Annotated in this window: 21 protein-coding genes; 9 read left to right on the top strand and 12 right to left on the bottom strand. The window is 70.6% G+C overall.

The window, feature by feature from the left end; all coding sequences use genetic code 11:
- Positions 1–58: 58 nt before the first annotated feature.
- On the bottom strand, positions 59–1,537 hold the full coding sequence (gene ahcY / locus AWU67_RS02145) for an adenosylhomocysteinase (RefSeq protein ID WP_067226152.1): 1,479 nt from the start codon (positions 1,535–1,537) through the stop codon (positions 59–61).
- Positions 1,538–1,541: 4 nt separating this feature from the next.
- Entirely contained in the window at positions 1,542–1,796 is a 255-nt protein-coding gene (locus tag AWU67_RS02140) for a DUF3499 family protein (protein WP_067226149.1), read from the bottom strand.
- Between the two features lie 74 nt (positions 1,797–1,870).
- Between AWU67_RS02140 and AWU67_RS02135 the strand changes: the two genes are divergently transcribed.
- Positions 1,871–2,338 carry a metallopeptidase family protein gene (locus AWU67_RS02135; RefSeq protein WP_067226145.1) on the top strand — a complete coding sequence of 156 codons (468 nt, stop codon included), beginning with the start codon at positions 1,871–1,873 and terminating at the stop codon, positions 2,336–2,338.
- Positions 2,339–2,371: 33 nt separating this feature from the next.
- Here AWU67_RS02135 and AWU67_RS02130 read toward each other — a convergent pair whose 3' ends face one another.
- From AWU67_RS02130 to AWU67_RS17270, 5 genes are all read right to left on the bottom strand, one after another.
- Positions 2,372–3,835 (bottom strand): DUF5719 family protein, encoded by a 1,464-nt coding sequence (locus AWU67_RS02130; RefSeq protein WP_067226142.1) that lies wholly within the window; start codon positions 3,833–3,835, stop codon positions 2,372–2,374.
- 945 nt (positions 3,836–4,780) lie between these two features.
- Positions 4,781–6,775 (bottom strand): glycosyltransferase family 2 protein, encoded by a 1,995-nt coding sequence (locus AWU67_RS02125; RefSeq protein WP_067226139.1) that lies wholly within the window; start codon positions 6,773–6,775, stop codon positions 4,781–4,783.
- Between the two features lie 92 nt (positions 6,776–6,867).
- Positions 6,868–7,188 carry a WhiB family transcriptional regulator gene (locus AWU67_RS02120; RefSeq protein WP_082716709.1) on the bottom strand — a complete coding sequence of 107 codons (321 nt, stop codon included), beginning with the start codon at positions 7,186–7,188 and terminating at the stop codon, positions 6,868–6,870.
- 145 nt (positions 7,189–7,333) lie between these two features.
- A complete protein-coding gene (gene galE, locus AWU67_RS02115; RefSeq protein ID WP_067226133.1) occupies positions 7,334–8,296 on the bottom strand; it encodes a UDP-glucose 4-epimerase GalE in 963 nt (320 codons plus the stop codon).
- Positions 8,281–8,445, bottom strand: a complete 165-nt coding sequence (locus tag AWU67_RS17270; protein WP_160329707.1) for a hypothetical protein — start codon at positions 8,443–8,445, stop codon at positions 8,281–8,283. Before AWU67_RS17270 ends, galE begins: the two co-directional genes overlap by 16 nt.
- Before the next feature lie 122 nt (positions 8,446–8,567).
- On the opposite strand from AWU67_RS17270, the gene AWU67_RS02110 reads away from it, so the two are divergent.
- Positions 8,568–9,563 (top strand): GlxA family transcriptional regulator, encoded by a 996-nt coding sequence (locus tag AWU67_RS02110; RefSeq protein WP_067226129.1) that lies wholly within the window; start codon positions 8,568–8,570, stop codon positions 9,561–9,563.
- Positions 9,564–9,583: 20 nt separating this feature from the next.
- On the opposite strand, the gene manA is transcribed toward AWU67_RS02110, so the two are convergent.
- A complete protein-coding gene (gene manA / locus AWU67_RS02105; RefSeq protein ID WP_067226125.1) occupies positions 9,584–10,825 on the bottom strand; it encodes a mannose-6-phosphate isomerase, class I in 1,242 nt (413 codons plus the stop codon).
- Between the two features lie 134 nt (positions 10,826–10,959).
- On the opposite strand from manA, the gene AWU67_RS02100 reads away from it, so the two are divergent.
- The 4 genes from AWU67_RS02100 to AWU67_RS17620 all read left to right on the top strand — a co-directional run bounded on the left by AWU67_RS02100 (position 10,960) and on the right by AWU67_RS17620 (position 14,830).
- Complete coding sequence (locus tag AWU67_RS02100) at positions 10,960–12,138, top strand: acyl-CoA dehydrogenase family protein (RefSeq protein ID WP_067226122.1); 1,179 nt, start codon at positions 10,960–10,962, stop codon at positions 12,136–12,138.
- A 65-nt stretch (positions 12,139–12,203) separates the two neighbouring features.
- Positions 12,204–13,523 (top strand): O-antigen ligase family protein, encoded by a 1,320-nt coding sequence (locus AWU67_RS02095; RefSeq protein WP_067226119.1) that lies wholly within the window; start codon positions 12,204–12,206, stop codon positions 13,521–13,523.
- Between the two features lie 39 nt (positions 13,524–13,562).
- On the top strand, positions 13,563–14,579 hold the full coding sequence (locus tag AWU67_RS02090; protein WP_234407324.1) for an exopolysaccharide production protein: 1,017 nt from the start codon (positions 13,563–13,565) through the stop codon (positions 14,577–14,579).
- Positions 14,549–14,830 carry a hypothetical protein gene (locus AWU67_RS17620; protein ID WP_234407323.1) on the top strand — a complete coding sequence of 94 codons (282 nt, stop codon included), beginning with the start codon at positions 14,549–14,551 and terminating at the stop codon, positions 14,828–14,830. Before AWU67_RS02090 ends, AWU67_RS17620 begins: the two co-directional genes overlap by 31 nt.
- 9 nt (positions 14,831–14,839) lie before the next feature.
- On the opposite strand, the gene AWU67_RS02085 is transcribed toward AWU67_RS17620, so the two are convergent.
- The 4 genes from AWU67_RS02085 to AWU67_RS02070 form a co-directional block, all read right to left on the bottom strand.
- Complete coding sequence (locus tag AWU67_RS02085; protein ID WP_067226116.1) at positions 14,840–15,802, bottom strand: GDP-mannose 4,6-dehydratase; 963 nt, start codon at positions 15,800–15,802, stop codon at positions 14,840–14,842.
- On the bottom strand, positions 15,802–16,785 hold the full coding sequence (locus AWU67_RS02080) for a GDP-mannose 4,6-dehydratase (protein WP_067226114.1): 984 nt from the start codon (positions 16,783–16,785) through the stop codon (positions 15,802–15,804). Before AWU67_RS02080 ends, AWU67_RS02085 begins: the two co-directional genes overlap by 1 nt.
- Positions 16,786–16,880: 95 nt before the next feature.
- Positions 16,881–17,885, bottom strand: a complete 1,005-nt coding sequence (locus AWU67_RS02075) for a glycosyltransferase family 2 protein (RefSeq protein WP_199922331.1) — start codon at positions 17,883–17,885, stop codon at positions 16,881–16,883.
- On the bottom strand, positions 17,882–19,054 hold the full coding sequence (locus tag AWU67_RS02070; RefSeq protein WP_234407322.1) for a glycosyltransferase family 2 protein: 1,173 nt from the start codon (positions 19,052–19,054) through the stop codon (positions 17,882–17,884). The genes AWU67_RS02075 and AWU67_RS02070 overlap by 4 nt, the downstream gene beginning before the upstream one ends.
- A gap of 147 nt (positions 19,055–19,201) precedes the next feature.
- Between AWU67_RS02070 and AWU67_RS02065 the strand changes: the two genes are divergently transcribed.
- Genes AWU67_RS02065 through AWU67_RS02055 form a run of 3 tightly spaced genes read left to right on the top strand, consistent with a single transcriptional unit; the run spans position 19,202 to position 22,421 of the window.
- Complete coding sequence (locus AWU67_RS02065) at positions 19,202–20,161, top strand: glycosyltransferase family 2 protein (RefSeq protein ID WP_067226106.1); 960 nt, start codon at positions 19,202–19,204, stop codon at positions 20,159–20,161.
- 3 nt (positions 20,162–20,164) lie between these two features.
- Positions 20,165–21,304: a hypothetical protein gene (locus tag AWU67_RS02060; protein WP_067226104.1), complete on the top strand. Its 1,140-nt coding sequence runs from the start codon at positions 20,165–20,167 to the stop codon at positions 21,302–21,304.
- 19 nt (positions 21,305–21,323) lie between these two features.
- Positions 21,324–22,421, top strand: a complete 1,098-nt coding sequence (locus tag AWU67_RS02055) for a glycosyltransferase family 4 protein (RefSeq protein ID WP_067226100.1) — start codon at positions 21,324–21,326, stop codon at positions 22,419–22,421.

Below are 22,421 nucleotides of genomic sequence, written 5' to 3'. Positions count from 1 at the left end.
GCACGAAAACGCACCAACGGAGGCCCGTTGGTGCGTTTTCTTGCTTGTCGATTCGGGGCTAATAGCGGTAGTGGTCGACCTTGTACGGGCCATCGACGGGAACGCCGATGTAGGCGGCCTGCTCCGGCGAGAGCGTGGTCAGCCGCACGCCGAGGGGGTCCAGGTGCAGCCGGGCGACCTTCTCGTCGAGGTGCTTCGGCAGCACGTAGACGCCGACGGGGTACTTCTCCGGGTAGCACCACAGCTCGATCTGGGCCAGCACCTGGTTGGTGAAGGAGTTGCTCATCACGAAGGAGGGGTGGCCGGTCGCGTTGCCGAGGTTCATCAGGCGGCCCTCGCTCAGCACCAGCACGCTGCGGCCGGTCGGCAGGCGCCACTCGTGCACCTGCGGCTTGATCTGCACGCGCACGGCGCCGGGCAGCGCCTCCAGCGCGGCCATGTCGATCTCGTTGTCGAAGTGGCCGACGTTGGAGACGATGGCGAGGTGCTTCATCGCCAGGATGTGCTCGAGGGTGATCACGTTGAAGTTGCCGGTGCAGGTGACGAAGATGTCGACGTCGCCGACGACGTCCTCCAGCTGGGCGACCTGGTAGCCGTCCATGGCCGCCTGCAGCGCGCAGATCGGGTCGACCTCGCTCACGATGACGCGGGCTCCCTGGCCGCGCAGCGCCTCTGCTGCGCCCTTGCCGACGTCCCCGTAGCCGACGACGAAGGCCACCTTGCCGCCCATCAGCACGTCGGTGGCACGGTTCAGGCCGTCCGGCAGCGAGTGCCGGATGCCGTACTTGTTGTCGAACTTGCTCTTGGTGACCGAGTCGTTGACGTTGATCGCCGGGAACAGCAGCCCGCCGGACGCCGCCAGCTCGTAGAGCCGGTGCACGCCCGTCGTGGTCTCCTCCGTCACACCCTTGATCTCCGCGCTCACGCGTGTCCAGCGGTCGGTGGAGAGGTCGAGCGAACGGCGCAGGGTGTCAAGCACGACGCGGTACTCGGCGCTGTCGGCATCCGTCGTGCCGGGAACGGCGCCGGCCTGCTCGAACTCGCGCCCCCTGTGCACGAGGAGGGTGGCGTCGCCGCCGTCGTCGAGGATCATGTTCGGGCCGGACCAGCTCTCACCGGCGGCAGCGGCCTCAGCGCTCCAGTCGAAGATGCGCTCGGTGCACCACCAGTACTCCTCGAGCGTCTCGCCCTTCCAAGCGAAGACGGGAACGCCGGCCGGCGCCTCGACGGTGCCGGTGGGCCCGACGGCGATCGCGGCCGCGGCCTCGTCCTGGGTGGAGAAGATGTTGCAGCTGGCCCAACGCACCTGGGCGCCGAGAGCCGTGAGAGTCTCGATCAGCACGGCGGTCTGCACCGTCATATGCAGGCTGCCCGCGATGCGGGCACCGGCCAGCGGCTGCGACGCCCCGAACTCCGCACGCAGTGCCATCAGCCCCGGCATCTCGTTCTCGGCGAGGCGCAACTGGTGGCGGCCGGCCTCTGCGAGGGAGAGGTCGGCGACCTTGAACGGCAGGGCGGTGGAGGAGGCGGCAGTCATGGCGTCATTCTTGCAGCATCGCCGCTTCCTCGTCACGCGCCACATGCCGGCCGGGCTTGCTGGCGAGGCTCATATGCCGCACCACCTGCCAGCCAACGGGGGCAGAGAGCCGGTCGGCATGCCGACCACACAAGTCGTAACAATGCGGTTCCGCGGTCACGCTCAACGGGCCGAGCACCGCCATCGAGTCGGCGTAGTCGTAGGTGAGGGTGGCGACGGCGTTCTCGGAGCACGCGATCTTGGAGCAGGGCCTGTTCATGTCGACTCCAGCGTATCGCCAGAGCGCCCCGATTCCGGGTGAGGATGCCGGTATGGCCGCCTAGGATTGGGAACATGACCCGCTCCTCTCGTTCCCCCTCCGGCCGCGCCTCGTCCCGCGCTGCGGGCGGGTCGGCGCGCCGTGGGATCCGGGACCGGCACGGCCGGGGCCTGCGCTCCTCCGTCTCCGGCCCGTACCTGCCGATGCTGGGCGGCCGAATCGAGGTGTTCGAGGAGACGATCCTCTCCACCGCTGAGTACCTGCGCGGTGTCTGGCCCGCCGAGCTCGCCAACGTGCGTTTTGAGGTGGCAGCGGCCCCGGAGCAGGCGCTGCACGGCGACCACGTCGACCGCTGGCACGTCGACCAGCAGCGCGGCCGCATCGTGTTCTTCCGCGTGCCGATCCAGCGCATGAGCAAGCTGCACCACGACGACGCGCTGCATCGCCGGATGATGGTGGAGAGCTGCGTGTTCCGCGCCGTCGGCGACTTGCTCGGCAAGGACCCGTGGGATCTGGCCCCGGATCGCTTCCGGCACTTCTAGCCGCTTCCGGCCTGAGCGGCCGGTTCGCCGCCCCTAGCGGACGTACACGCCGATCGGCTGCGCCAGCGGCCCGGGCGGGCTGATGGTGAAGGATGCCAGCGCCGCGCTGCCCTGGTAGCTGACGCTCGCGCGCACGCCGTCCAGGCTCTCGCCCTCCAGCGTGTAACTGGCACCGGCATCCAGCGGCCGGATCAACGCGGAGCCGGCCGGCAGGCTGAGCGTGACGGGAGCCGCGCCCGGCTGCTGCAGCGTCACGGTCTGGGCCATGGTGCTCGGGTTGGCCAGGCGCAGGGTCGGCGCCGGGCCGTCGGCCACGGCGATGGCACTGTGGTCGCCGAGCGTGCCGGAGGCAGCGAACCAGGCGAAGTCCTCGCTGGCTGCCGACTTCTCGGTGCTGCGGGCGGCAGCAACGAGCGGAGCGTCGGAGTTCAACCGCACCGTGTAGCTGCCCGCGGTGAGATCGCCGAGCGGGATCTCAGAGGCGACGCCCGGCTCCAGGGTGACCGTGGTGGAGCTGCCGTTGCCGCCGTCCGCGTCGGCGGTGACGCTCAGCGTCACGTCGGCCGGCACGTCGCCCAGGCTGAGCACGCGCACGACGGCGCCGTCGTCATGGATGCCGCTCTCGTTGCTGCGCGTCGGGTCGATCAGGGCGGCCGGCACGATGAACCCGGCGATAACCTGCTCGAGGTCGGGGGCCGCCGTCGTGCCGACGAGGTCGATGCCGCCCGGAACGAGGCCGCGGATGACGCTCTGCTGCAGTGAGGCGACGACCTGGCCGCCGCGCGTGGCCACGTGCACGACCGGCGAGTTCAGGTTGGGTGCGAGACCGGCCAGGGCGACCACGCGCTGTGAACCGGGCTGTACCAGGATGCCCGTTGCTCCGGGTGCGTCGACGAGGCCGTTCTCGCCGTACACGGTCAGGTCGACCGAGGCAACGACGGCGGTGGGGTTGCTGAGCAGGATCAGGCTGGTCTGGCCGGTCGAGGTCGAGCCGGCAACGAGCCAGCCGTCCGAGCCGGCCTCAGCGCACCGGGCGGCTGCGAAGCCGGTGAGCGTCTCGGTCTGCGCCGTCTGGGACTGGGCGCCGGCCAACAGCGGGGCGTCGCTGGCCGCATCCTCCTGGGCCGGAACGCTGAGCACCAGCGGGGTGCCGGCTGCCTCGCCGGCGACGTTGTCTGGGATCTGCAGCGGGGAGACGGCAACGGCGTCCGGCGAGAGCGCGTTCACGCTGCCCGCGGCGTAAACGGTGTTCGCCGACCCGATCGATGAGGCGGCGGAGGCCGCGCTGGCGTCGGCGGCGAGGGTCAGCAGCGGCCCCGGGCAGACGCGTTGCTGCTCGGCGGCGGCCGGGGTCACCACGGTCTCGACGGGCTGCACACTCTGGCTCGGCCAGGGCAGCAGCACGGCCGCGGCGACCGTGGAGAGGGCGGCGGCGATACCGATCAACCCGGTCATCACCCGGGCGCCGGCCAGCGCCCAGCGGCGGCTAGTGCTCATCGTCTGGCTCATTCTCTCTGGCGGTTGTGGTCTCGGCGGGCGACTCGGCGGGCGTCTGGGCAGGCGTCTGGGCAGGCGTCTGGACGGGGGTCCTGCCGGTGCCCGCGGCGTCGGCCCGGCCGCGCGGCGCGTCACGGCCGGCTCCGGTGGGGATCGAGAGCAGCAGCACGAAGCCGAACACGGCGAGCTGCGTCCAGAGGACGGCCTGGCCGAGCCAGCCGCCGGCGTCGGGCGGGATGTCGCCGGCATCCGTCGCCCCGTCCGCGGCCTGGTAGCGCCACAGCGTGCCGAAATCTGTCTGGCCGACCGGGGCCAAGAGGGCGTTGCCGTCGAGCGAGCTGGCTGCCCGCCTGGCGGTGTCGCGCGCGTCGGCGCTGTCGGCGCCAGGGGCCAGCAGGACGAAGCGGATGCCGAGGGAGTCCAGGGCCGGCTGGGCATCGAAGCCGCTGCGCGAGCTCAGGTTGCCGGCCAGCTCGGCCAGCTCCTTCTCATCGGCGCTCAGCGTCGTGTCGGTCGCGAACAGCGTGGACTGGTCGTCGAGCCGGGTGCCCGAGCCGCGCTGCAGCTGGGCCAGCACGGCGCCTCCGCTCTGCGGGACCAGCACAAGGGTGCCGACCCGCGGGTCGGTCTGCGCCTCGGCCGTGACGAAGGCGGGCAGGATCCGCGCATCGCCGGCATGCACGGCGGACGGCAGCGGGGCGCCGGCGCCGAGGGCGAGCGAGGCCGCCAACGGCAGCACGGCCGTCACCAGGGCCAGGCCGGTGATGAACACCGGGGCGGTGGAGCCGCGGCCCAGCGCGTTCAGCCCGATGACGGTCGCGCCGATGAGGCCGGCCCAGTACAGGCTGAGGCCGGCGCCCGGCCAGAGCTGGATGCTCTGCTCACCGAGCGCCGTGACGCTGATCAGGGTCGCCGCGACGGCCGTCGCGAAGCCGAGCAACGCCGTCAGCAGTCCGAACAGGGCGAGCCGGGAGCCGGGAAGGAACAGGGCCAGCAGGGCGAGCACGGCCAGCGGGGCGAGCAGGATCGGCACCAGCAGCGGAACGCTGGCCCCGGGCAGGCCGATGGCACCGAGGAACGCACCCCAGCCGCCGAAGTCGCCGTTCGGGAAGCCGAGCACCAGCTGCCAGCTGGATGCGCCCGCTCCGGGCAGCGGCACGCCGGGGTCGGCGAGCAGCGCCCACCAGTTGGCCCGCAGGGCCTGGTCGAGCACGAGGGGGCTGCCAGCACGGCGGCGGGGATCGGGATTCCGATGAAGCGCATGATGCCGCGGCCGCTGAACGCCACGGCGAGCACCCAGAGCACCAGGAGTGCGGGGGTGAGCGAGGGCACGCAGGCCACGATCGCGGCGAACAGCAGGGCGGATGCCGCCGATGCCGACCAGGAGCGACCGGCTGCGGCCGCGGCGAAGAACAGCCACGGCAGCAGGATGTGCGCGATCATCGGGGCCGGGCGGCCGTCGGCGATCGCGCTGAGGAAGGTGGGGGCGAACATCCACAGCACGGCGGCCAGCGCGCGCAGCGAGCCGCGGCCGGTCAGTCGGGCGGCCGCGAGCCAGGCGCCGAGGGCGGCCAGCGGCAGCGCGGCGAAGTAGAGGCAGAGCAGGAACGCGGACGGCGACCAGAAGGTGAGCGAGCCGAGCACCGCCAGGACGGCGGCGAACGGGTCGGCCGCTCCGACGAAGCCGGTGCCGATGTCGCGCCAGCCGTAGCCGATGTTCTGCCAGAGTGCGGCAGGGCCGTGCACCGGCAGCAGCCCGCCGCCGACGAGAGCGGATGCCCCGAGCATCGGGGCGAGCAGGGCAATCCCGGCGACCGTGGCCCCGATGAGGGTCCAGGCACCGCCGCTGCTCAGGAAGGCGAGCTCGCTGCGGGAGCCGCGAGCGAGCGTGCGGCGCTGTTCACGCAGCAGGGCGCGGCGTCTGCGCACCTCGGCACCCGGCATCCGGAGCGAGGCGATCGCGCCCCAACCCAGCGTGCGGTTGCGTCGGAGCACGCGACGGGCGGCCGGCACCCGGAGGCCGGAGAAGGCGGCGGCGAACGCGGCCCCGAACTCGGCCCCGATGGAGCCGGGCTCTTTGCGCATCAGCCGGAGGAAGGCGCGCAGGAAGGCCAACGGCACCAGCGACAGCCAGTGCGGCAGCAGCGCGGCGGCGGGCGCGTAGACCAGCCGGCGGTGCAGTTGGGCCTGTCGGCGCAACCTCACCCGGCGGCGCTGCGCGCTGCCCTCAGGCGAGCGGTCCGCCCCGGCGATGCCGTCGCCGGCGACGGCCACCCGTGCGGCCGGAACGAGCGCGACACGGTGACCGGCGAGTCGGGTGCGCACGCAGAAGTCGAGCGCGTTGTCGACGACCGGCAGAGCGGGGTCGAAGCCGCCCAGGCTCCGCCAGATCGCCTGGCGCACCAGCATGCCGGCCGGAGCCACGCCGAGGACGTCGCTCAGGCCGTCGTGCTGGGCCTGGTCGAGCTCCTCGCCGACGACGGTCACGGTCGCGCCGTAGCGAGTCATCGTCTCGCCGAACTCGCGGATGTAGTCGGCGCGTTCCCAGTCCATCAGCTTCGGTCCGACGACCGCGACGGAGGGGGCGACCTCGAGCGCGTTGACGAGGGCGGCCAGGGCGCCGGGCTCGGGCGCCGTGTCCTGGGCGAGCAGCCAGAGCAGCTCGCCGCCGTTCGTCGCGCCGTTACTTTCCGAGCTCGTTTCGCCGCTCAGCCGCACGGCCGCCTTGACGGCGTCACCGAAGCTGAGATCGGCTCCGGCCGAGACCAGCTGGGTCGGACCGTAGGCGGCGAGCAGCTGCGCGGTGGTGTCGGTCGAGCCGCAATCGACCATGATCACGGAGTCGGGACGTCGTGTCTGTGCCGCGAGCGCCGCCAGCGTGCGGTCCAGATGTTGGGCGCCGTTGCGCGCGATGAGGATGGCGGTAACTCGGGGAGACATATCGGGACAAGCCTAGGTTGCGCGCGAAGGATCGCCATGAGGCGAGGTAGGCGCGCCGCAAACTCGGCGCCCCAATCTCACTGGCCCGTTCGCTAGCTGGCGCGCTTGCGCAGCTTCCGGCGCTCGCGTTCGGACAGTCCGCCCCAGATGCCGAAGCGCTCATCGTTGGAGAGCGCGTACTCCAGGCATTCCGTGCGCACCTCGCAGGCACCGCAGATCTTCTTCGCGTCCCGGGTGGAGCCGCCCTTCTCAGGGAAGAACGCCTCCGGATCGGTCTGCGCGCACAGGGAATCCGTCTGCCAGGCCAGTGGGTTGCCGTCGTCACTGTGCGTCCTGACCCCCGGAACGCCCAAATTGACAGGATCAATGAACCAGTCCTCGGGTACCCCCGGACGATATTCGGTTACCGACATACCGTCTCCCACCCTTCTTGTCCACGCACCTGCACGGCGCGTCCGAACTAATTACACCGGTGTGATTAGGGTGGCGTCAAGTCTGGGAGCATAAACCCTCAACTCAATATCGAGAGTTCGACGCGCCGGATCTGTCGGACGGTCGTCAGACGGCGACGCGGCGTGCCTCCCAGGCGCTCCGCACCATGTCGCTCAGGCTGTGTCGCATCTGCCAGTTGAGGTCGCGGCGGGCGCGCTCGCCCGAGGCGACGATCCGGTCGGGGTCACCGGCCCGGCGCGGGGCGATCTCCGGAGAGAACGGGATGCCGGTGACGGCCGCCATCTCGCTCATGATCTCGCCGACCGAGACGCCGTCGCCGCTGCCCAGGTTGTAGACGGGCTCGAGCGGCTCCCCCGCTTGCAGCCGCTCCGCGGCGGCGACGTGGGAGAGCGCCAGGTCGGCCACGTGGATGTAGTCGCGCACACAGGTGCCGTCCGCGGTGGCGTAGTCGTTGCCGTTGATACGCGGGGTGCGACCGTCCAGCAGCGCGTCGAACACCAGCGGGAACAGGTTGTGCGGGCTGGTGTCGTAGAGGCCGTCGTGGCCGGAGCCGACCACGTTGAAGTAGCGCAGCGAGGTGTGGGCCAGGCCGGTCGCAATACCCTCGTCGCGCAGCAGCCACTCGCCGATGAGCTTGCTCTCGCCGTACGGGGATTCCGGCGCCTTCGGGGTGTCCTCTGTGACGAGCGGGGTGTTCGGCGTGCCGTAGACGGCGGCGCTGGAGGAGAACACGATGCGGTTGACGCCGGCATCCTGCATCGCCTGCAACAGCACGGTCGTCGCGGTCACGTTCTGCTCGTAGGTGTGCAGCGGGCGCTGCACGGAGACGCCGGCGTATTTGAAGCCGGCGACGTGCACGACACCGTCGATGACGTTCTCGGCGAACAGGCGGCCGAGCAGTGCGGCGTCGAGGATGCTGCCGCGGTAGAAGGGGACGTCGGCGGGCACGAACTCGGCGTGGCCGCTGGAGAGGTCATCGACAATGACGACGTCGATGTTGTCTGCGAGGAAGGCCCGCACGACGTGTGAGCCGATGTATCCCGCGCCGCCCGTTACCAACCACGCCATTGATTCTCCTTCTCGAGTGCGTTCCGCGGAGCCAGCCGCAGGCCAGCCTCCACTGTATTGCAGCGACGATAGCCGTCGCGTCGCACCGCGCTGGCCGCACCGACGATGGCCCAGATCCCGAGGGCCGCCATAAACAGGAGAATGATCATGGCAGAAATCCTTGCCCTTGTGACTTCCTGCCACGAGTGGCAGAATTGCCAGCATTCGTCGAGTTCCTGCCAGCTGGCGGCATCCGCTGCCACCCGGCGGTCGTCCACACACGGAGGTTCCCATGCTCAACAAGGTCGTCTGCGTCGCACTGCCGGGCATGGCCCCGTTCGAGTTCGGGGTGGTCTGCGAGGTGTTCGGCATCGACCGCTCCGACTGCGGCGGCCCGCGCTTCGACTTCACCATCGTCGCGGCCGAGCCGGGCCCGATCCGCACGAAGCTCGGCTTCGACATCGTCGTGCGGGACGGCCTCGACGCCGCCGCCGACGCCGACCTCGTCGTGATCCCTGCCTACCTCGGTGTCGACATCTGCGACGAGGTCACGACCGGCGCCCACCCCGAGATCCTGCGCCTCGTGCGCGACGCGGAGGCGCGCGGGGCCTGGGTGCTCAGCGTCTGCAGTGGGGCGTTCCTGCTCGGCGAGGCCGGGCTGCTCGACGGCCGGCGCAGCACGACGCACTGGATGTACACCGACACGCTCGCCGAACGCTTCCCCGCGACGACCGTCGACGCCGACGTGCTCTTCGTCGAGGACCGCCGCGTCGTCACCGGGGCCGGCACCGCGGCCGGCATCGACGCGGCGCTGCACATCGTGCGGCGGGAGCTCGGCGCATCCATGGCCAACAACATCGCCAGGCGCATGGTGGTGCCGCCGCAGCGCGACGGCGGGCAGTCCCAGTTCATCCAGCTGCCGGCCGCAACGCCGAACGATTCATTGGCCGGTGTGACCGAGTGGATGCTGCAGCACCTCGACCAGGAGCAGACCGTCGACCAGCTCGCCCGCACCGCGCTCATGTCGCCGCGCACCTTCGCCAGGCGGTTCCGCGCAGAGCTCGGCACCACTCCGACGGCGTGGCTCAACCGGCAGCGCCTGCTGCGCGCGCAGCAGTTGCTCGAAGAGAGCGAGTTGAGCCTGGAGGTGATCGCCGGCGACACCGGGTTCGGCACGGCCTCCGTGATGCGGCACCACTTCGTCAAGGTGCTGCAGACCACGCCGATGGCCTACCGGCGCACCTTCGGTTCGCGCACCGACCAGCGCGAGCTGCTCAACGTCGACTGAGGCAGGCGCAGGCCCGGGAACTAGCCGACGGTGGCCAGGAACAGCGTGCCGGCGCCGGTGACGGCCAGCTCGCCCTCCTCCGGGGTGATGAACACCGATCCGCCCCGCTCCACCGTGGTCGCGCCGCGGTCACCGCTGATCTGCAGCGCTCCCGACGTGCAGAGGGCGATCGCCGGGCCGTTGAGCGTGACAGGGGTTGCCGGCTGTGCGGCCAAACGCTCGATGGAGTGCAACACGAAATCGCTGACATCTGGGCGGTAGACCAGCGCACCGGGATGCGGGTTCTCCGGCACCAGCAGCGGCACAGGCACGGGATCGAAGCTGAGCACGTGCAGCAGCTCGTCCACGTCAATGTGCTTGGGCGTCAGCCCACCACGCAGCACATTGTCGCTGGCGGCCATCAGCTCGATGCCGAGCCCGTCCAGGTAGGCATGGATGTTGCCGGCCGGCAGGTAGAGCGCCTCCCCCGGCCCCAGGGTGACCCGGTTGAGCAGCAGGGCCAGCACGATGCCGGGGTCGCCGGGGTAGGCGTCGGCCAGCGTGAGCACGGTGGCGAACTCGGGGGCGAATTCGCCGACGGCGAGGGTCTCGGATGCGGCGAGCGCCACAACCCGCTCGACCAGCCTGTCCACCTCGCCAGAATCCGCGCTGCGACCGTCGCGCAGCAGCCACTCGACGGCGTCCCGCAGCCCGTCCGGACCGGACAGCCGCACCTCCAGCGCATCCAGCGGAGCAGGCTGTGGCTCACCGCTCTCCGCATCCGCGCGCCGCAGCTCGGCCAGGATGCGCTGCACGTCGGCCAGCGCGCGGAAGCCACAGAGCGCCTCGAACCGCTCGCTCAACGCCACGATCAGCTCCGGCTTGTGGAAGGCGTCCTTGTAGTTGCGGTCCGGCGCGTCCACGGCGATGCCCGCCTCGTTCTCGAGCGCGAATCCGGCCCGTGCCTGCTCCGGCGATGGGTGGGCCTGCAGCGACAGCGGACCGCCGGCCGCGAGCACCTTGAGCAGGAACGGCAGGCGTTCGCCGTGCTCGGCGATGCTGCGCTCCCCCAGCGTCGCCGCCGGGTCTGCCCGCACCAGCTCCGGCAGCGTCGCCGGCTCGCCTGCCTGGGCGCCGACGATCACGCTCGGCGACGCGGGGTGGGCGCCCAGCCACAGCTCGGCCTCCGGCGCGCCGCTCGGCGTGTGCCCGAGCAGCCCGGCGATCGCCGAGCTGGAACCCCAGGCATAGTCGCGGGGCGTATTGGAGATTGCTACAAACATGGTGGGTCCGATCAGGCTGGCTTCAGCCCAAACTACCAAGCGACTCCGAGCTCTGCGGACCCGCCGCCTATGCTGGCCCCACGTCACCGTCCGGCCCCTGGCAGCAGGGGCCGCTGTATGCAATGGAGCAGAGCATGACCTTCCAGCCCCTCGTGTCCGACTTTTACAGCTACGAGTCACTGCTCTCCGAGCCGGAGCAGCAGGCCATCATGGCGCTCCGCGGCTACCTGGAGTCCGAGGTGCGGCCCATCATCGGCGGCTACTGGGAGCGCGCGGAGTTCCCGACGCAGATCGTGCAGCCGCTGGCAGACCTGGGCGCGTTCAGCTTCGCCTGGGACGAGACCCGGCCGTTCGAGAACTCGGCGGTATTCCGGGGCTTTGTGGCGTTCGAGATGGCCAGGGTCGACGCCTCCGTCGCGACCTTCGCCGGCGTGCAGAACGGCCTGTGCTGCGGCTCCATCTCGGTGTGCGGCTCCGCGGAGCAGCGCGCGGAGTGGCTGCCCCGGCTGGCATCCGGCGAGCTCATCGGCAGCTTCGGCCTGACCGAGCCGCAGAGTGGATCGGACAGCGCGCAGGGCCTGGCCACGACGGCCCGCCGCGACGGCGACAACTGGGTGCTGAACGGCGCCAAGCGCTGGATCGGCAACGCCACCTTCGCCGACGTGACCGTCATCTGGGCGAAGGATGTCGCAGACAACCATGTCAAGGGCTTCATCGTGCCGACCAGCACGCCGGGCTTCAGCGCGCGCAAGATCGAGGGCAAGATCGCCCTGCGCCCCGTGCAGAACGCCGACATCACGCTCGAGGACGTCGTCGTTCCCGAGTCGCTCCGGCTGGCGAACGCGAACTCGTTCAAAGACACCGCCAAGGTGCTGCGGCTGACCAGGGCAGAGGTCGCCTGGGCGGCCGTCGGCGTGGCGGCCGGCGCCTACGAGGCGGCCGTCGCCTATTCGAAGGAGCGGGTGCAGTTCGGCAAGCCGATCGGCTCGCACCAGCTCGTACAGGACCTGCTCTCCAAGAGCCTCGGCAACATCACCGCCTCGCTCGGCATGGTGGTGCGCGTGTCGGAGATGCAGGATGCCGGCCAGCAGCGCGATGAGCACTCGGCACTCGCGAAGGCGTTCACCACGTCCCGCATGCGGGAGAGTGTCGCATGGTGCCGCGAACTGTTCGGCGGCAACGGCATCGTGCTCGACTACGAGGTCGCCCGTTTCTTCGCCGACGCCGAGGCGCTCTACTCCTACGAGGGAACCCGCGAGATGAACGCGTTGATCGTCGGCCGCAGCATCACCGGGCAGGCGGCATTCGTCTGAGCCGCTGCCCGCGCCGCTCCCCTCCGCTGCACCGTTCCCCTGCCCGAGTTCGATAGCCTTGTGCCATGATGCAGCCGGGCCGTAGCCGTTTTGCCGTGCACACGCTGGCAACGGCGCTGCTGTTCACGGCGCTCGCCGGCCAGTTCTGGCGCAACCTTCTCGGCTGGTGGGGTTGGGGCGCGCTTGTGCTGCTGCTGCTCGCCGCCAGCGTCGTTGCCCTGCTGCGCCTGAAGCCCGAGTGGCTGAACGGCCGCACGCTGTGGCGGCGGACCCCGGTCAGCCTCTGGCTGTTCCTCGGCCTCGCGGTGCTCTCGCTGGCGTGGTCGTTCTATCCCGGCGCCACGGCCGTCGGCATCCTGGCCCAGCTGGCCACAACCGTGCCGGCACTCCTGCTCGGGCTGTGCCTGACCTGGCCCGAGTTCCTGCGGGCGCTCGGCGCCGCCCTCCGCTGGCTGCTCGGCCTCTCCCTGCTGTTCGAGCTCTGGGTCGCCGTCTTCGTCGGCGGGCCGGTGCTGCCCTTCTTCACCGACTACGAGGGCAAGATCCCCGCTGCGTTCTATTGGTCGCGCGGGCTGCTGTTCCAGGGCGGCCCGATCGAGGGCATCGTCGCCAACCGCAACCTGCTGGCGGCGGCAGCGCTGCTGGCGTTGATCGTCTTCGCCGCCCAGCTGGCGGCGCGCACGGTGCGGCGCGGGCCCGGCATCGCCTGGCTGGCCATCGCCGTGCTGACGCTCGGCCTGACCCGCTCCGCCACCGTGCTGATCGCGGCCGTCGTGGTCGCCGTCGCGCTCGGCTTCGCGCTCTGGGCCCGCCGGGTCGGCCCGGAGCGGAGGCGCCCCGTCTACCTGACCGCCGGCGGCCTCGTCGTGGTCGGAGGGGTGTTCGGCTCGCTCCTCTGGGGCCCGCTGCTGGGTGCGCTCGGCAAGAGCGAGGACCTGACCGGCCGCTTCGACATCTGGTCGGCCGTCACCGAGCTCGCGTCCCAACGCCCCGTCGCCGGCTGGGGCTGGGTCAGCTACTGGGCGCCGTGGGTGGAGCCGTTCGACGATCTCGCGGTCCGCAAGGGAGTCACCTACCTGCAAGCGCACAGCGCCTGGCTCGACGTCTGGCTGCAGCTGGGCGTCATCGGCGTTGTACTGTTCGCCGCCCTCGTCATCGGCACGCTCTGGCGCAGCTGGTTCCTCGCCGTCGACCGCCCCCGTGACTCGCTCGCCGACGACCGGCCGTATGCGGCATCCGCCCTGGTTCCCTTCCTGCTGATGATCGCGCTGCTCGTGCAGAGCTTCACCGAGAGCCGGATCCTGATCGAGGGCGGCTGGATGATGCTGGTCGCGCTCGCCCTGATCACGAAGCGCAACCTCCGCCGCGTCGAGACGATGCCTTAAGGCATGGAGGCCATCCGACGCACTGTGTTGCCACCGGCGGTGGCCCACCTGCTGGGCTCTGCCCGTTTCGCCTCCGCACTCACGCTGTGCATCCTGGGCACGGCGTTCGGCACCCACCTGCTGCGGGCGACGATGGGCTGGGCAGGGTTGCTGGCGATCCTCATCACCCTGGTCGCGTTGGCCACCCTCTCCCTGCTCTCCCGCCGGGAGAGCATCGACTGGTACGGGCTGCCGCCGATCACGATCCTGGTGTTCCTCGGCTGGAGCATCCTGTCGGTGTTCTGGAGCACGACGACATTCACCAGCGGCGGCCGGGTGCTCTACCTGCTCCTGTTCACCGCGCTCGCCGTCTACCTGACGCTGGTGCGCGACACGATCCAGCTGGTGCGCGGCCTCGGCGATGTGCTGCGGGTGCTGCTCGGACTCTCACTCACCCTCGAGGTGGTCTCCGGTCTGCTGCTGGACCTGCCCATCGCCTTCCTCGACATCCAGGGCAACATCGCGTCGTTCGGGCCGCTGCAGGGCGTCTTCGGCAGCCGCAACCAGCTCGGTCTGGTGGCCCTGATCGGTCTGATCACCTTCTCCATCGAGTTCATGACCCGTTCCGTGCCCCGGATGCAGGCCGTGTTCTCGATCGCGCTGGCCACCCTGCTGGTGCTGTTCTCTGGCTCGCCGGTGACGTTCGGGGCGTTCTTCGTTGTCGGTGTGGCCGCGCTGGCGCTGGCCGGCATCCGCCGGGTGCCCGCCGCCAGCCGGATGTACTGGCAGCTCGGCCTGCTCGCCGCGGTCACGATCCTGGGCGCGGTGCTCTGGCTGCTGCGGTCCAGCATCCTGAACGTGCTCAACGCCGGCAGCGAGTTCGAGGTGCGCACCGCGCTCTGGCGTGAGATCCTGCGCTACACGCAGCTGAACTCCCTACAGGGCTGGGGCTGGGTGGGAGCCTGGCAGCCGACGTCGCCGCCCTACCTCTGGCTCAACCTGGCCACGGGGGTTCGCAGAGCTCGGCGCTCAGCGCCTTCTTCGACGTGTACTTCCAGCTCGGCCTGGTCGGGCTGATCTCGTTCATCGCCCTCGTCGGCTTCGCCCTGGTGCGCTCCTGGCTGCTGGCCAGCGAGCGGCGCAGCACGGTGTACGTCTGGCCTGCGCTGGTGGTGCTCGCCCTCACCGTCACGTCCCTCGCCGAGAGCACGGTGCTCGGTGAGTACGGCTGGATGCTGCTCATCGTCTGCGCGATCAAGGCCTCGCAGGCCATGAGCTGGCGTGATGCGCTGCGCCGCCACGAGCCGGAGCCGATCCCCGAGGAGTAGTGGCGCCGGCTACTGGCGCAGTGCGGCCAGGTCGTGCGCGGCCATCCGTGCCACCAGCTCGTCAAACTCGACGCTCGGCTGCCAGCCCAGGAGCTCCCGGGCCTTGCTCGCGTCGCCGCACATCTCCGGGGCGTCGCTCGGCCGGGCGAACCGCGGGTCGAGCCCGACGTGACGCTGCCAGTCCTCGATCCCAACGGCACGGAACGCCGCGGCGACGAACTCGCGCACCGTGTGCGCCCGCCCCGTCGCGATCACGAAGTCGTCGGCCTCCGGGGCTTCTGCCATGCGGATCAGCGCGTCGACGTAGTCCGGCGCCCAGCCCCAGTCGCGGCGCGCGTCCAGATTGCCGAGCATGAGGGTGTCGGACTGGCCGGCGGCGATCAACGCCGCGCCGCGGGTGATCTTGCGGGTGACGAAGGTCTCTGGCCGTCTGGGCGACTCGTGGTTGTACAGCACGGCCGCCGAGGCGCCCAGCCCGCGGGCGCGGTAGACCCCGACGGCGTGGTGCGCGAAGGCCTTCGCCGCCCCGTAGGGCGAGACGGGCCGGATCGGAGTGTCCTCGTTCTGCGGCAGTTGGCTGGCCGCGCCGAAGATCTCGGCGCTGGACGCCTGCACGAAGCGCACCGGTGTGCCGGAGGCCTCCTGCAGCTGCCAGGCCGCATCGAGCAGGGTCACGGCGGCGACCCCGGTCAGTTCGGCGGTGAGCACCGGCTGCTGCCAGGACTGGGCGACGGAGCTCACCCCGGCCAGGTTGAAGATCACGTCGGGCGCCACGTCGGCCACGACGGCCCGCAGGCGTGCCTCGTCGGCGAGGTCGCCGGTGTGCGTGATGACCCGCGGGTCGATGGGCTGTTCGTGCGCGGCGGATGCCGCCCGCACCAGCCCGTGCACGGCCCAGCCGGCGGCGAGCAGGCTCTCGCTCAGATAGCTGCCGTCCTGGCCGGAGACGCCGGTGACGAGTGCGGTGCGCATCAGCGGGCCAGGGCGGCCTGCTCGCGCAGGTCGTTCTCCACCATCATGCCGATGAGCTCCGGGAAGGCGACGGTGGGCTTCCAGCCGAGAACGGTCCGCGCCTTGGTCGCGTCACCGATGAGCAGGTCGACCTCGGCCGGGCGCATGAAGCGCGGGTCCTGGGTGACGAACCGCGACCAGTCCTCGATGTCGGCCGCGGCGAATGCGGCGTCCAGCAGGTCACGGATGGAGTGCGTCTGGCCGGTGGCCACGACGTAGTCGTCGGCCTCCGGCTGCTGCAGCATGCGCCACATCGCCTCGACGTAGTCGCCGGCGAAGCCCCAGTCGCGCTCCGACTCGAGGTTGCCGAGCGCGAGGGAGTCCTGCAGGCCCAGCGAGATGCGGGCGACGGCCTGCGTCACCTTGCGGGTGACGAACTCCGGCCCGCGCCGCGGGGACTCGTGGTTGAACAGGATGCCGCTGGAGGCGTGCATCCCGTAGGACTCGCGGTAGTTGATCGTCATGTAGTGGCCGAACACCTTGGCGACGCCGTAGGGCGAGCGCGGCCAGAGCAGGGTGTCCTCGCGCTGCGGAACCTGCTGCACCTTGCCGTACATCTCGGAGGAGGACGCCTGATAGAACCGCACCTTGCCGATGTCGTCGCCGGCGTAGAGCCGAGTCGCCTCGAGCATGTTGAGCACGCCCTTGCCGGTGACGTCGCTGGTCAGGCTGGCGTTCTCCCACGAGTAGGCGACGAACGAGATCGCACCCAGGTTGTACACCTCGTCCGGCTGGGAGAGGGAGAGCACGCGCACCAGGCTGGAAACGTCGGTGAGGTCACCGGTGAGCAGCGTGACCTCGGGGATCGTGTCGCGCACCAGCTGGTACTTGGGGTTGTTCTGCCCGCGGATGAGTCCGAACACCTCGTAGCCCTTCGACACGAGGAGCTCGGCGAGGTACAGGCCGTCTTGGCCGGTGATTCCGGTGATGAGGGCGCGAGTCATGGTGTCCTTTGCGATCAGTCGGCGAGCGAGGGCCGCACAGTTGGGTTCAGTCTATTGTTTGCGAATCGGGCTGTTGCTGGCTATTCGGGTGCTGGCTATTCGGGCTGCAGCAGGTCGCGCACGACGTCTTGCAGTCCGAGCCCGAAGCGGTCGTAGCCGCCGGCACGCCAGGCACGCCACACCGGGCCGATCCGCCGCAGCCGTGCGGCGGGGTAGCTGCTGCGCCGCCGTTCATGCGCGAGTTTCTGCTGCACCAGCCGCACGCGCTCTGCGCCCGGCGGCGGGCTGAACTCCGGCATCCGCTCGGCGAGGGCCTGGGCGCGGGCCAGAAGGCGTGCATTGCGGGCGGCCCGGGGCGTCCGCAGCCGGGCGAGAGCGCCGGTGGCCGTCAGACTGGTGGCGCCGATCTGGTTGCGACCGTGCTGGCGGTAGTCGATCAGCGGGCGGTCCAGCATGAGGATGTCGTTCTGGGCGGCTGCCACGATCGCCAGCCACTCGTCATGCACCCAGGCCGCCGGGAACGGCGCGCTGCGCTGAACGAGCCCACGGCGCAGGGCCGCGGTGGCCCCGGTGACGACGTTGCGCCGCAGCAGCGCGTCGAAGGCGCGCCGCCCGGCCAGCAGTTCCCGTTCGCGGCGCGAGAGGCCGAGCGTTTCGAACAGCAGCGGCCCGAGCGGGGCGCCCTGCGCGTCGACCATCCGGGCGTCGCTGAAGACGAGGTCGACCCCGGGCTGCGCCTCGAAGGCGGCCACGATCACGCCGAGCTTGTCCGGCTGCCAGACGTCGTCCTGGTCGCTGAGCATGAGGATGTCGCCGGTGCAGGCGGAGAGCGCCTGCTCGAAGTTGGCCGTCACGCCGAGGGCGGGCTCGTTCCGCAGCACCGTGACGGTGGGAACGGTCCGGCCGCCTGCCGCCCACTCGGCCAGCGTCTCCTCGAGCACCGCGATGGTGTCATCCGTCGACGCGTCGTCGGAGACGACGATCTCGCCGGCGGGGACTGTCTGGTTCAGGATGCTGAGCAGCTGCTCGCGCAGGTAGTCGGCGCCGTTGTGCGTGCACAGGGCGACCGAGACGGTGAGCGAGGTCGGCGAGGCCATCATGGGCGTCGCTTCAGGCCCACTCCGAGCACCCCGAGGAACATCCCGGCCATCATGGTCTGGGCGCCGAGCATCATCACCAGGCTGGCGAGCACGGACACGCGGACGGTGACGGTGGCGTCCAGCTCACCGAATCCGCTGCTGCTCCACTGCACGAGCTGGACGATGGCGATCACGAGGCCGATGACGAACAGGATGGCGCCGGCGAGCGCCCCGCTCTCCAGGCTGATCCGCTTCTCCAGTTTGTCGAAGCTGCGGCTGCGCGGGATCCGGAAGCCCTCGCGTTGGGCGTAGATCTTGGTGAGGATCGCGAACAGGATCGCCTGATAACCGACGACGGTGAGCGCGGCCAGGTAGACCTGCGTCGCGCCGTCGAAGCCGACGGAGCCCAGCATGAACGGACCGAACGCGATCGAGAGCGTGCCGATGAGGCCGAGGAAGAACGCGACCGAACCGGGCCAGAGGAACAGCCAGCGCGGGCTGAAGATCAGCAGGAATCGCAGGTGGCGCCAGCCGTCGCGCCAGCTGCGCAGGTGCGGCGGGCGGCTGCGGCCGTCCTTCTTCAGGGTGGTGGGCACCTCGCTGACGCGCAGCCCACCGAGGGTGGACTTGACGACGACCTCGCTGGCGAACTCCATGCCGGTGGTCTGCAGGTGCAGGTCGAGCATCGACTGTCGGCGGAATCCGCGCAGGCCGCAGTGGAAGTCCTTGATCGGCGAGCGGAAGAGCACGCGGCCGATCCAGGACAGCACGGGGTTGCCGAGGTACTTGTGCAGCGGCGGCATGGCGCCGGGCTCGATGCCGCCGCGGAAGCGGTTGCCCATCACCAGCTCGTCGCCGGCGCGCAGCCGTTCGACGAAGTTATCCAGCGCGGAGAAATCGTAGCTGTCATCCGCGTCGCCCATGATGATGTAGGTGCCGCGAGCCGCCTCGATGCCGCCCATCAGCGCGCTGCCGTAGCCCTTCTCGGCGATGTCGACGACGCGTGCCCCGTGGTCGCGGGCGATCTGCTGGGAGCCATCCGTGCTGCCGTTGTCGGCGATGAGCACCTCACCGACGACACCGCTTCGCTGCAGGTAGCCCTGCGCCTTGTCGATGCAGACGGCGAGCGTCTCCGCTTCGTTCAGGCAAGGCATCAAAATGGTGAGCTCGATGGTGTCGGTAGACGTCACGGGGTGCAGGGTTCCTTTGGATTGGCACTAACGGGCGCTCCGATCATATCTGCTCGCCCTCCGCACCAACTCCGAGGCCCCGGGATGCGATAGTTGGTCATACACGGCCGGGCGCTCGACCTGCCCGCCGGGAAAGAGCCGCATTCCGTGAGTCTGACAATCGATGTCGTGGTGCCCGTCTACGGCAATTGGCCCATCACCGAATCGTGCCTGCTGCACCTGCGCGCCCAGAGCGTGCGGCACCGAGTCATCGTCGTCGACGATGCCGGGCCGGATGACACGCTGGAGCGCCTCGCCACCGGATTCCCGGAGGTCACGGTGATCGCGCTGGAGCAGAACCTCGGCTTCGCCGGTGCCTGCAACCGCGGCCTCGCTGCTGCCACGGCCGACATCGTCGTGCTCGTCAACAACGACGTCGACGCCGAGCCGGAGCTGCTGGAGCGCCTCACCGCGCCGTTCGGCGCTGACCAGCGGCTCGGCAGCGCCACCCCGCTGCTGTTCAAGCCGGACGGCCGGGTCGACGCCTACGGCATCTGCGCCGACGTCACCCTCTCCGGCTTCGTCCGCTTCAACGGCGCAACCGCCGAGACGGCCGTGCGGGACGGCGGCGAGGGCGGGGCAGGGCACGCCCTGCTCGGCCCGTACGGTGCGGTCGCTGCTTACCGGCGGTTCGCGCTTGAGCAGGTCGGCGACTTCGACGAGGGCATCAAGATGTACGGAGAAGAACTCGACCTCGCGTTGCGCCTGCGCGCGGGCGGCTGGTCGACGATCGCCGTTCCGGATGCCAGAGGCACCCACCTGGGCGGTGCGACCTCCGGTCGCGGCTCAGCCAGCCAGCGTCGGAAGGCCGGCTACGGCCGGGGCTACCTGCTGCGGGCCTACGGCGTGCTGCGCGGCCGCCACGCGCTCCGCGCCCTGGTCACCGAGGCCATTGTCTGCGCCGGCGACCTCGTGCTCTCACGCGACCTGGCGTCCACACGCGGCCGCATCGCCGGCTGGCGCGCCGGGGCCGCCGCCGGGCCGCGGTCCAGGGACATCCCCGGCGTCGACCGCGGCATCGGCTTCATCGAGTCGCTCCAGTTGCGCGTCGGCGATCGGCAGGGCTAGGCCGTGTCCGTCGAACTGCCCCCGCAGATCCGCCTGCGCCAGGCGGCCCTCTCGCTCATCACCCTCGTCGGCGGCGTCTCGCTGGCCGCCATCCCGGCCGCCACGATCTCGATCTCCTCCCGCATCTTCACGATCCAGGAGCAGGGCGCCATCGCCGTCGCGATCATGGTCGCCACCTTCGCCGGGCAGCTGACCTTCGCCGCCGTCGTCGAGTCCCGGCTGAGCTCGGCGGCCACCGAGCGCCGGGTGACGTTCCCGCTCTGGCTCGCCGCGCTGTCGATCCTCACAGCGCTCGTGCTGGCCTTCAACTACCAGAACGCGGTGCTGCTGTGCATCGCGCTGCCCGTGCTGCTCGCCTCGTTGGAGGTCGGCCGCGGCGTCTCCGTGGCGGAGCGGCTGGACGTGCGCGAGATCTGGGCGGCGATCAGCGTCGGGGTCGGGGCGCTCGTCGGCGTGCTCGCCGGCTTCGCGAACCTCGACTGGGCGCTGCTGCCGCTCGTGCTCGGCATCGTCGTGGCCACCGGCATCCGCTCGATGCCGGTCGAGCACCGGGCGAGCCGCCCCGAGCCCCGGGTGATGGCCTGGGTGGTAACGGATGTGGCCATCACGGGCGGCGTCTACCCGGTGTTGAACGCCGTCATCCTCGCCCTGCTCGGCCCCGTCCAGGCGGTGCTGTTCACCTCGATCTCGACGGTGTCCGGCCTGCTTGCCATCCCGCTCAACTTCCTCCGGCTGCGGCTCTTGAAGGAGCACTCCCGGCTCGACATCGTCATCTCGGCGGCCGCCGTGCTCGTCGCGCTCCTCGCCATCGGCGTGGCGGAGGCGCTCGGGGTGTTCGGGTTCCTGTTCGGCGAGGCGTGGACGCTCTCCGCGACGGCGCTCGCCCTCACCCTGGCCTGCCTGTGGCGGGCGGCCTCCCTGGCCACGACGATCCCGTTCGCCGCTCTCCGCCGCATGGGCGAGGCGAAGCTGCTGACCCTGCTGCGCGGCGCCGTAGCGATCGTGACGGCCATCGCCGCCCTGCTGGTGCTGCAGCTGAACGAGCTCAGCCTCGTCTTCGTGGTGCTGCTCTGCGGCGAGCTGCTGCAGGCCGTCGTCTACGAGGCGGCCAGGCGGAGGCGCAGCGCGGTGCGCCCAGACTGACGCCCGGTACGCTGGTCCCATGCCTCTCGTGCTCGTTGACCTGCTGTTCATGACCGGCACGAAGGGCGGCATGGAGCAGTACGTGCGCAGCCTGTACGCGGCCATCGCCGAGAAGCCGGGCAACCTCGAGTTCGTGGCACTGGCCTCCAGCGAGCTGGCCGCCGGAGACACCAGCTGGTTCCCCGGCACCGTGATCGACTCCGGCATCAGCGGCGAGAACCGCATGGCCTGGGCCAGGGGCGAGCTGTTCTCTGTGCAGCGCCACGCCAAGCGCCTCGGCGCCGACCTGGTGCACTGCCCGGCCAACCTCGGCCCGGCCCGCCGCGGCGTTCCGCTCGTGTTGACGTTGCACGACCTGCTGCCGTTCCGCCACCCGGAGTACGTGCCCGGCGCCTACGCGCACGTGCTGCGCCTGATGCTGCGCCTTGCGGCACGCAGCGCCCAGCGGCTCGTCACCTCCAGCGTCGCCGCCCGCGACGACATTGTCGAGCTGCTCGGCATCCCCGCCGAGCGCATCGACATCGTGCCGCTCGCCGGCTACGACAACGTCGCCGCACCGGTCACGCCCGAGAACGGGCGACGCCTGCCGCGCCAGATCCTCTCGGTCGGTAACCGGATGCCGCACAAGAACTTCCCCCGCCTGATCGAGTCGCTGCTCCACATCCCGGAGGCCGAGCGGCCGCTCCTGGTGATCACCGGCAGCCACGGCGACGACCCGCTCGCGCAGGTCGTGGCGCAGTTCGGGCTCGAGAAGTGGGTGAGCCTGCGCGGCTGGCTGAGCGCTGAGGAGCTCGACGAGCTCTTCGACAGCTCGACGCTGGTCGTCTTCCCCACCCTGTTCGAGGGTTTCGGTCTGCCGCCGCTGGAAGCCATGTCCCGCGGCTGCCCGGCGCTCTGCTCCGACATCCCCGTCATGCACGAGGTCGCGGGCACCGCGGCCCGCTACGTCGACCCCTACGACCCGGCGGCGATCGGCGCCGAGATCGCCCGGCTGCTGAACTCCCCGGCCGAGCTCGACGAGATGTCCCGCGCAGGCGTTGCCCGGGCGGCACAGTTCTCCTGGTCGCGCACGGCGGACGGCGTGCTCAAGGCCTTCCACACCGTGCTCGCGCGCTGA

Origin of the sequence: Microterricola viridarii (assembly GCF_001542775.1) — a bacterium.
Lineage (GTDB): Bacteria > Actinomycetota > Actinomycetes > Actinomycetales > Microbacteriaceae > Microterricola > Microterricola viridarii_A.
The sequence above is the reverse complement of the archived record's forward strand: the minus strand, read 5'-3'. Positions and strand labels throughout refer to the sequence as shown.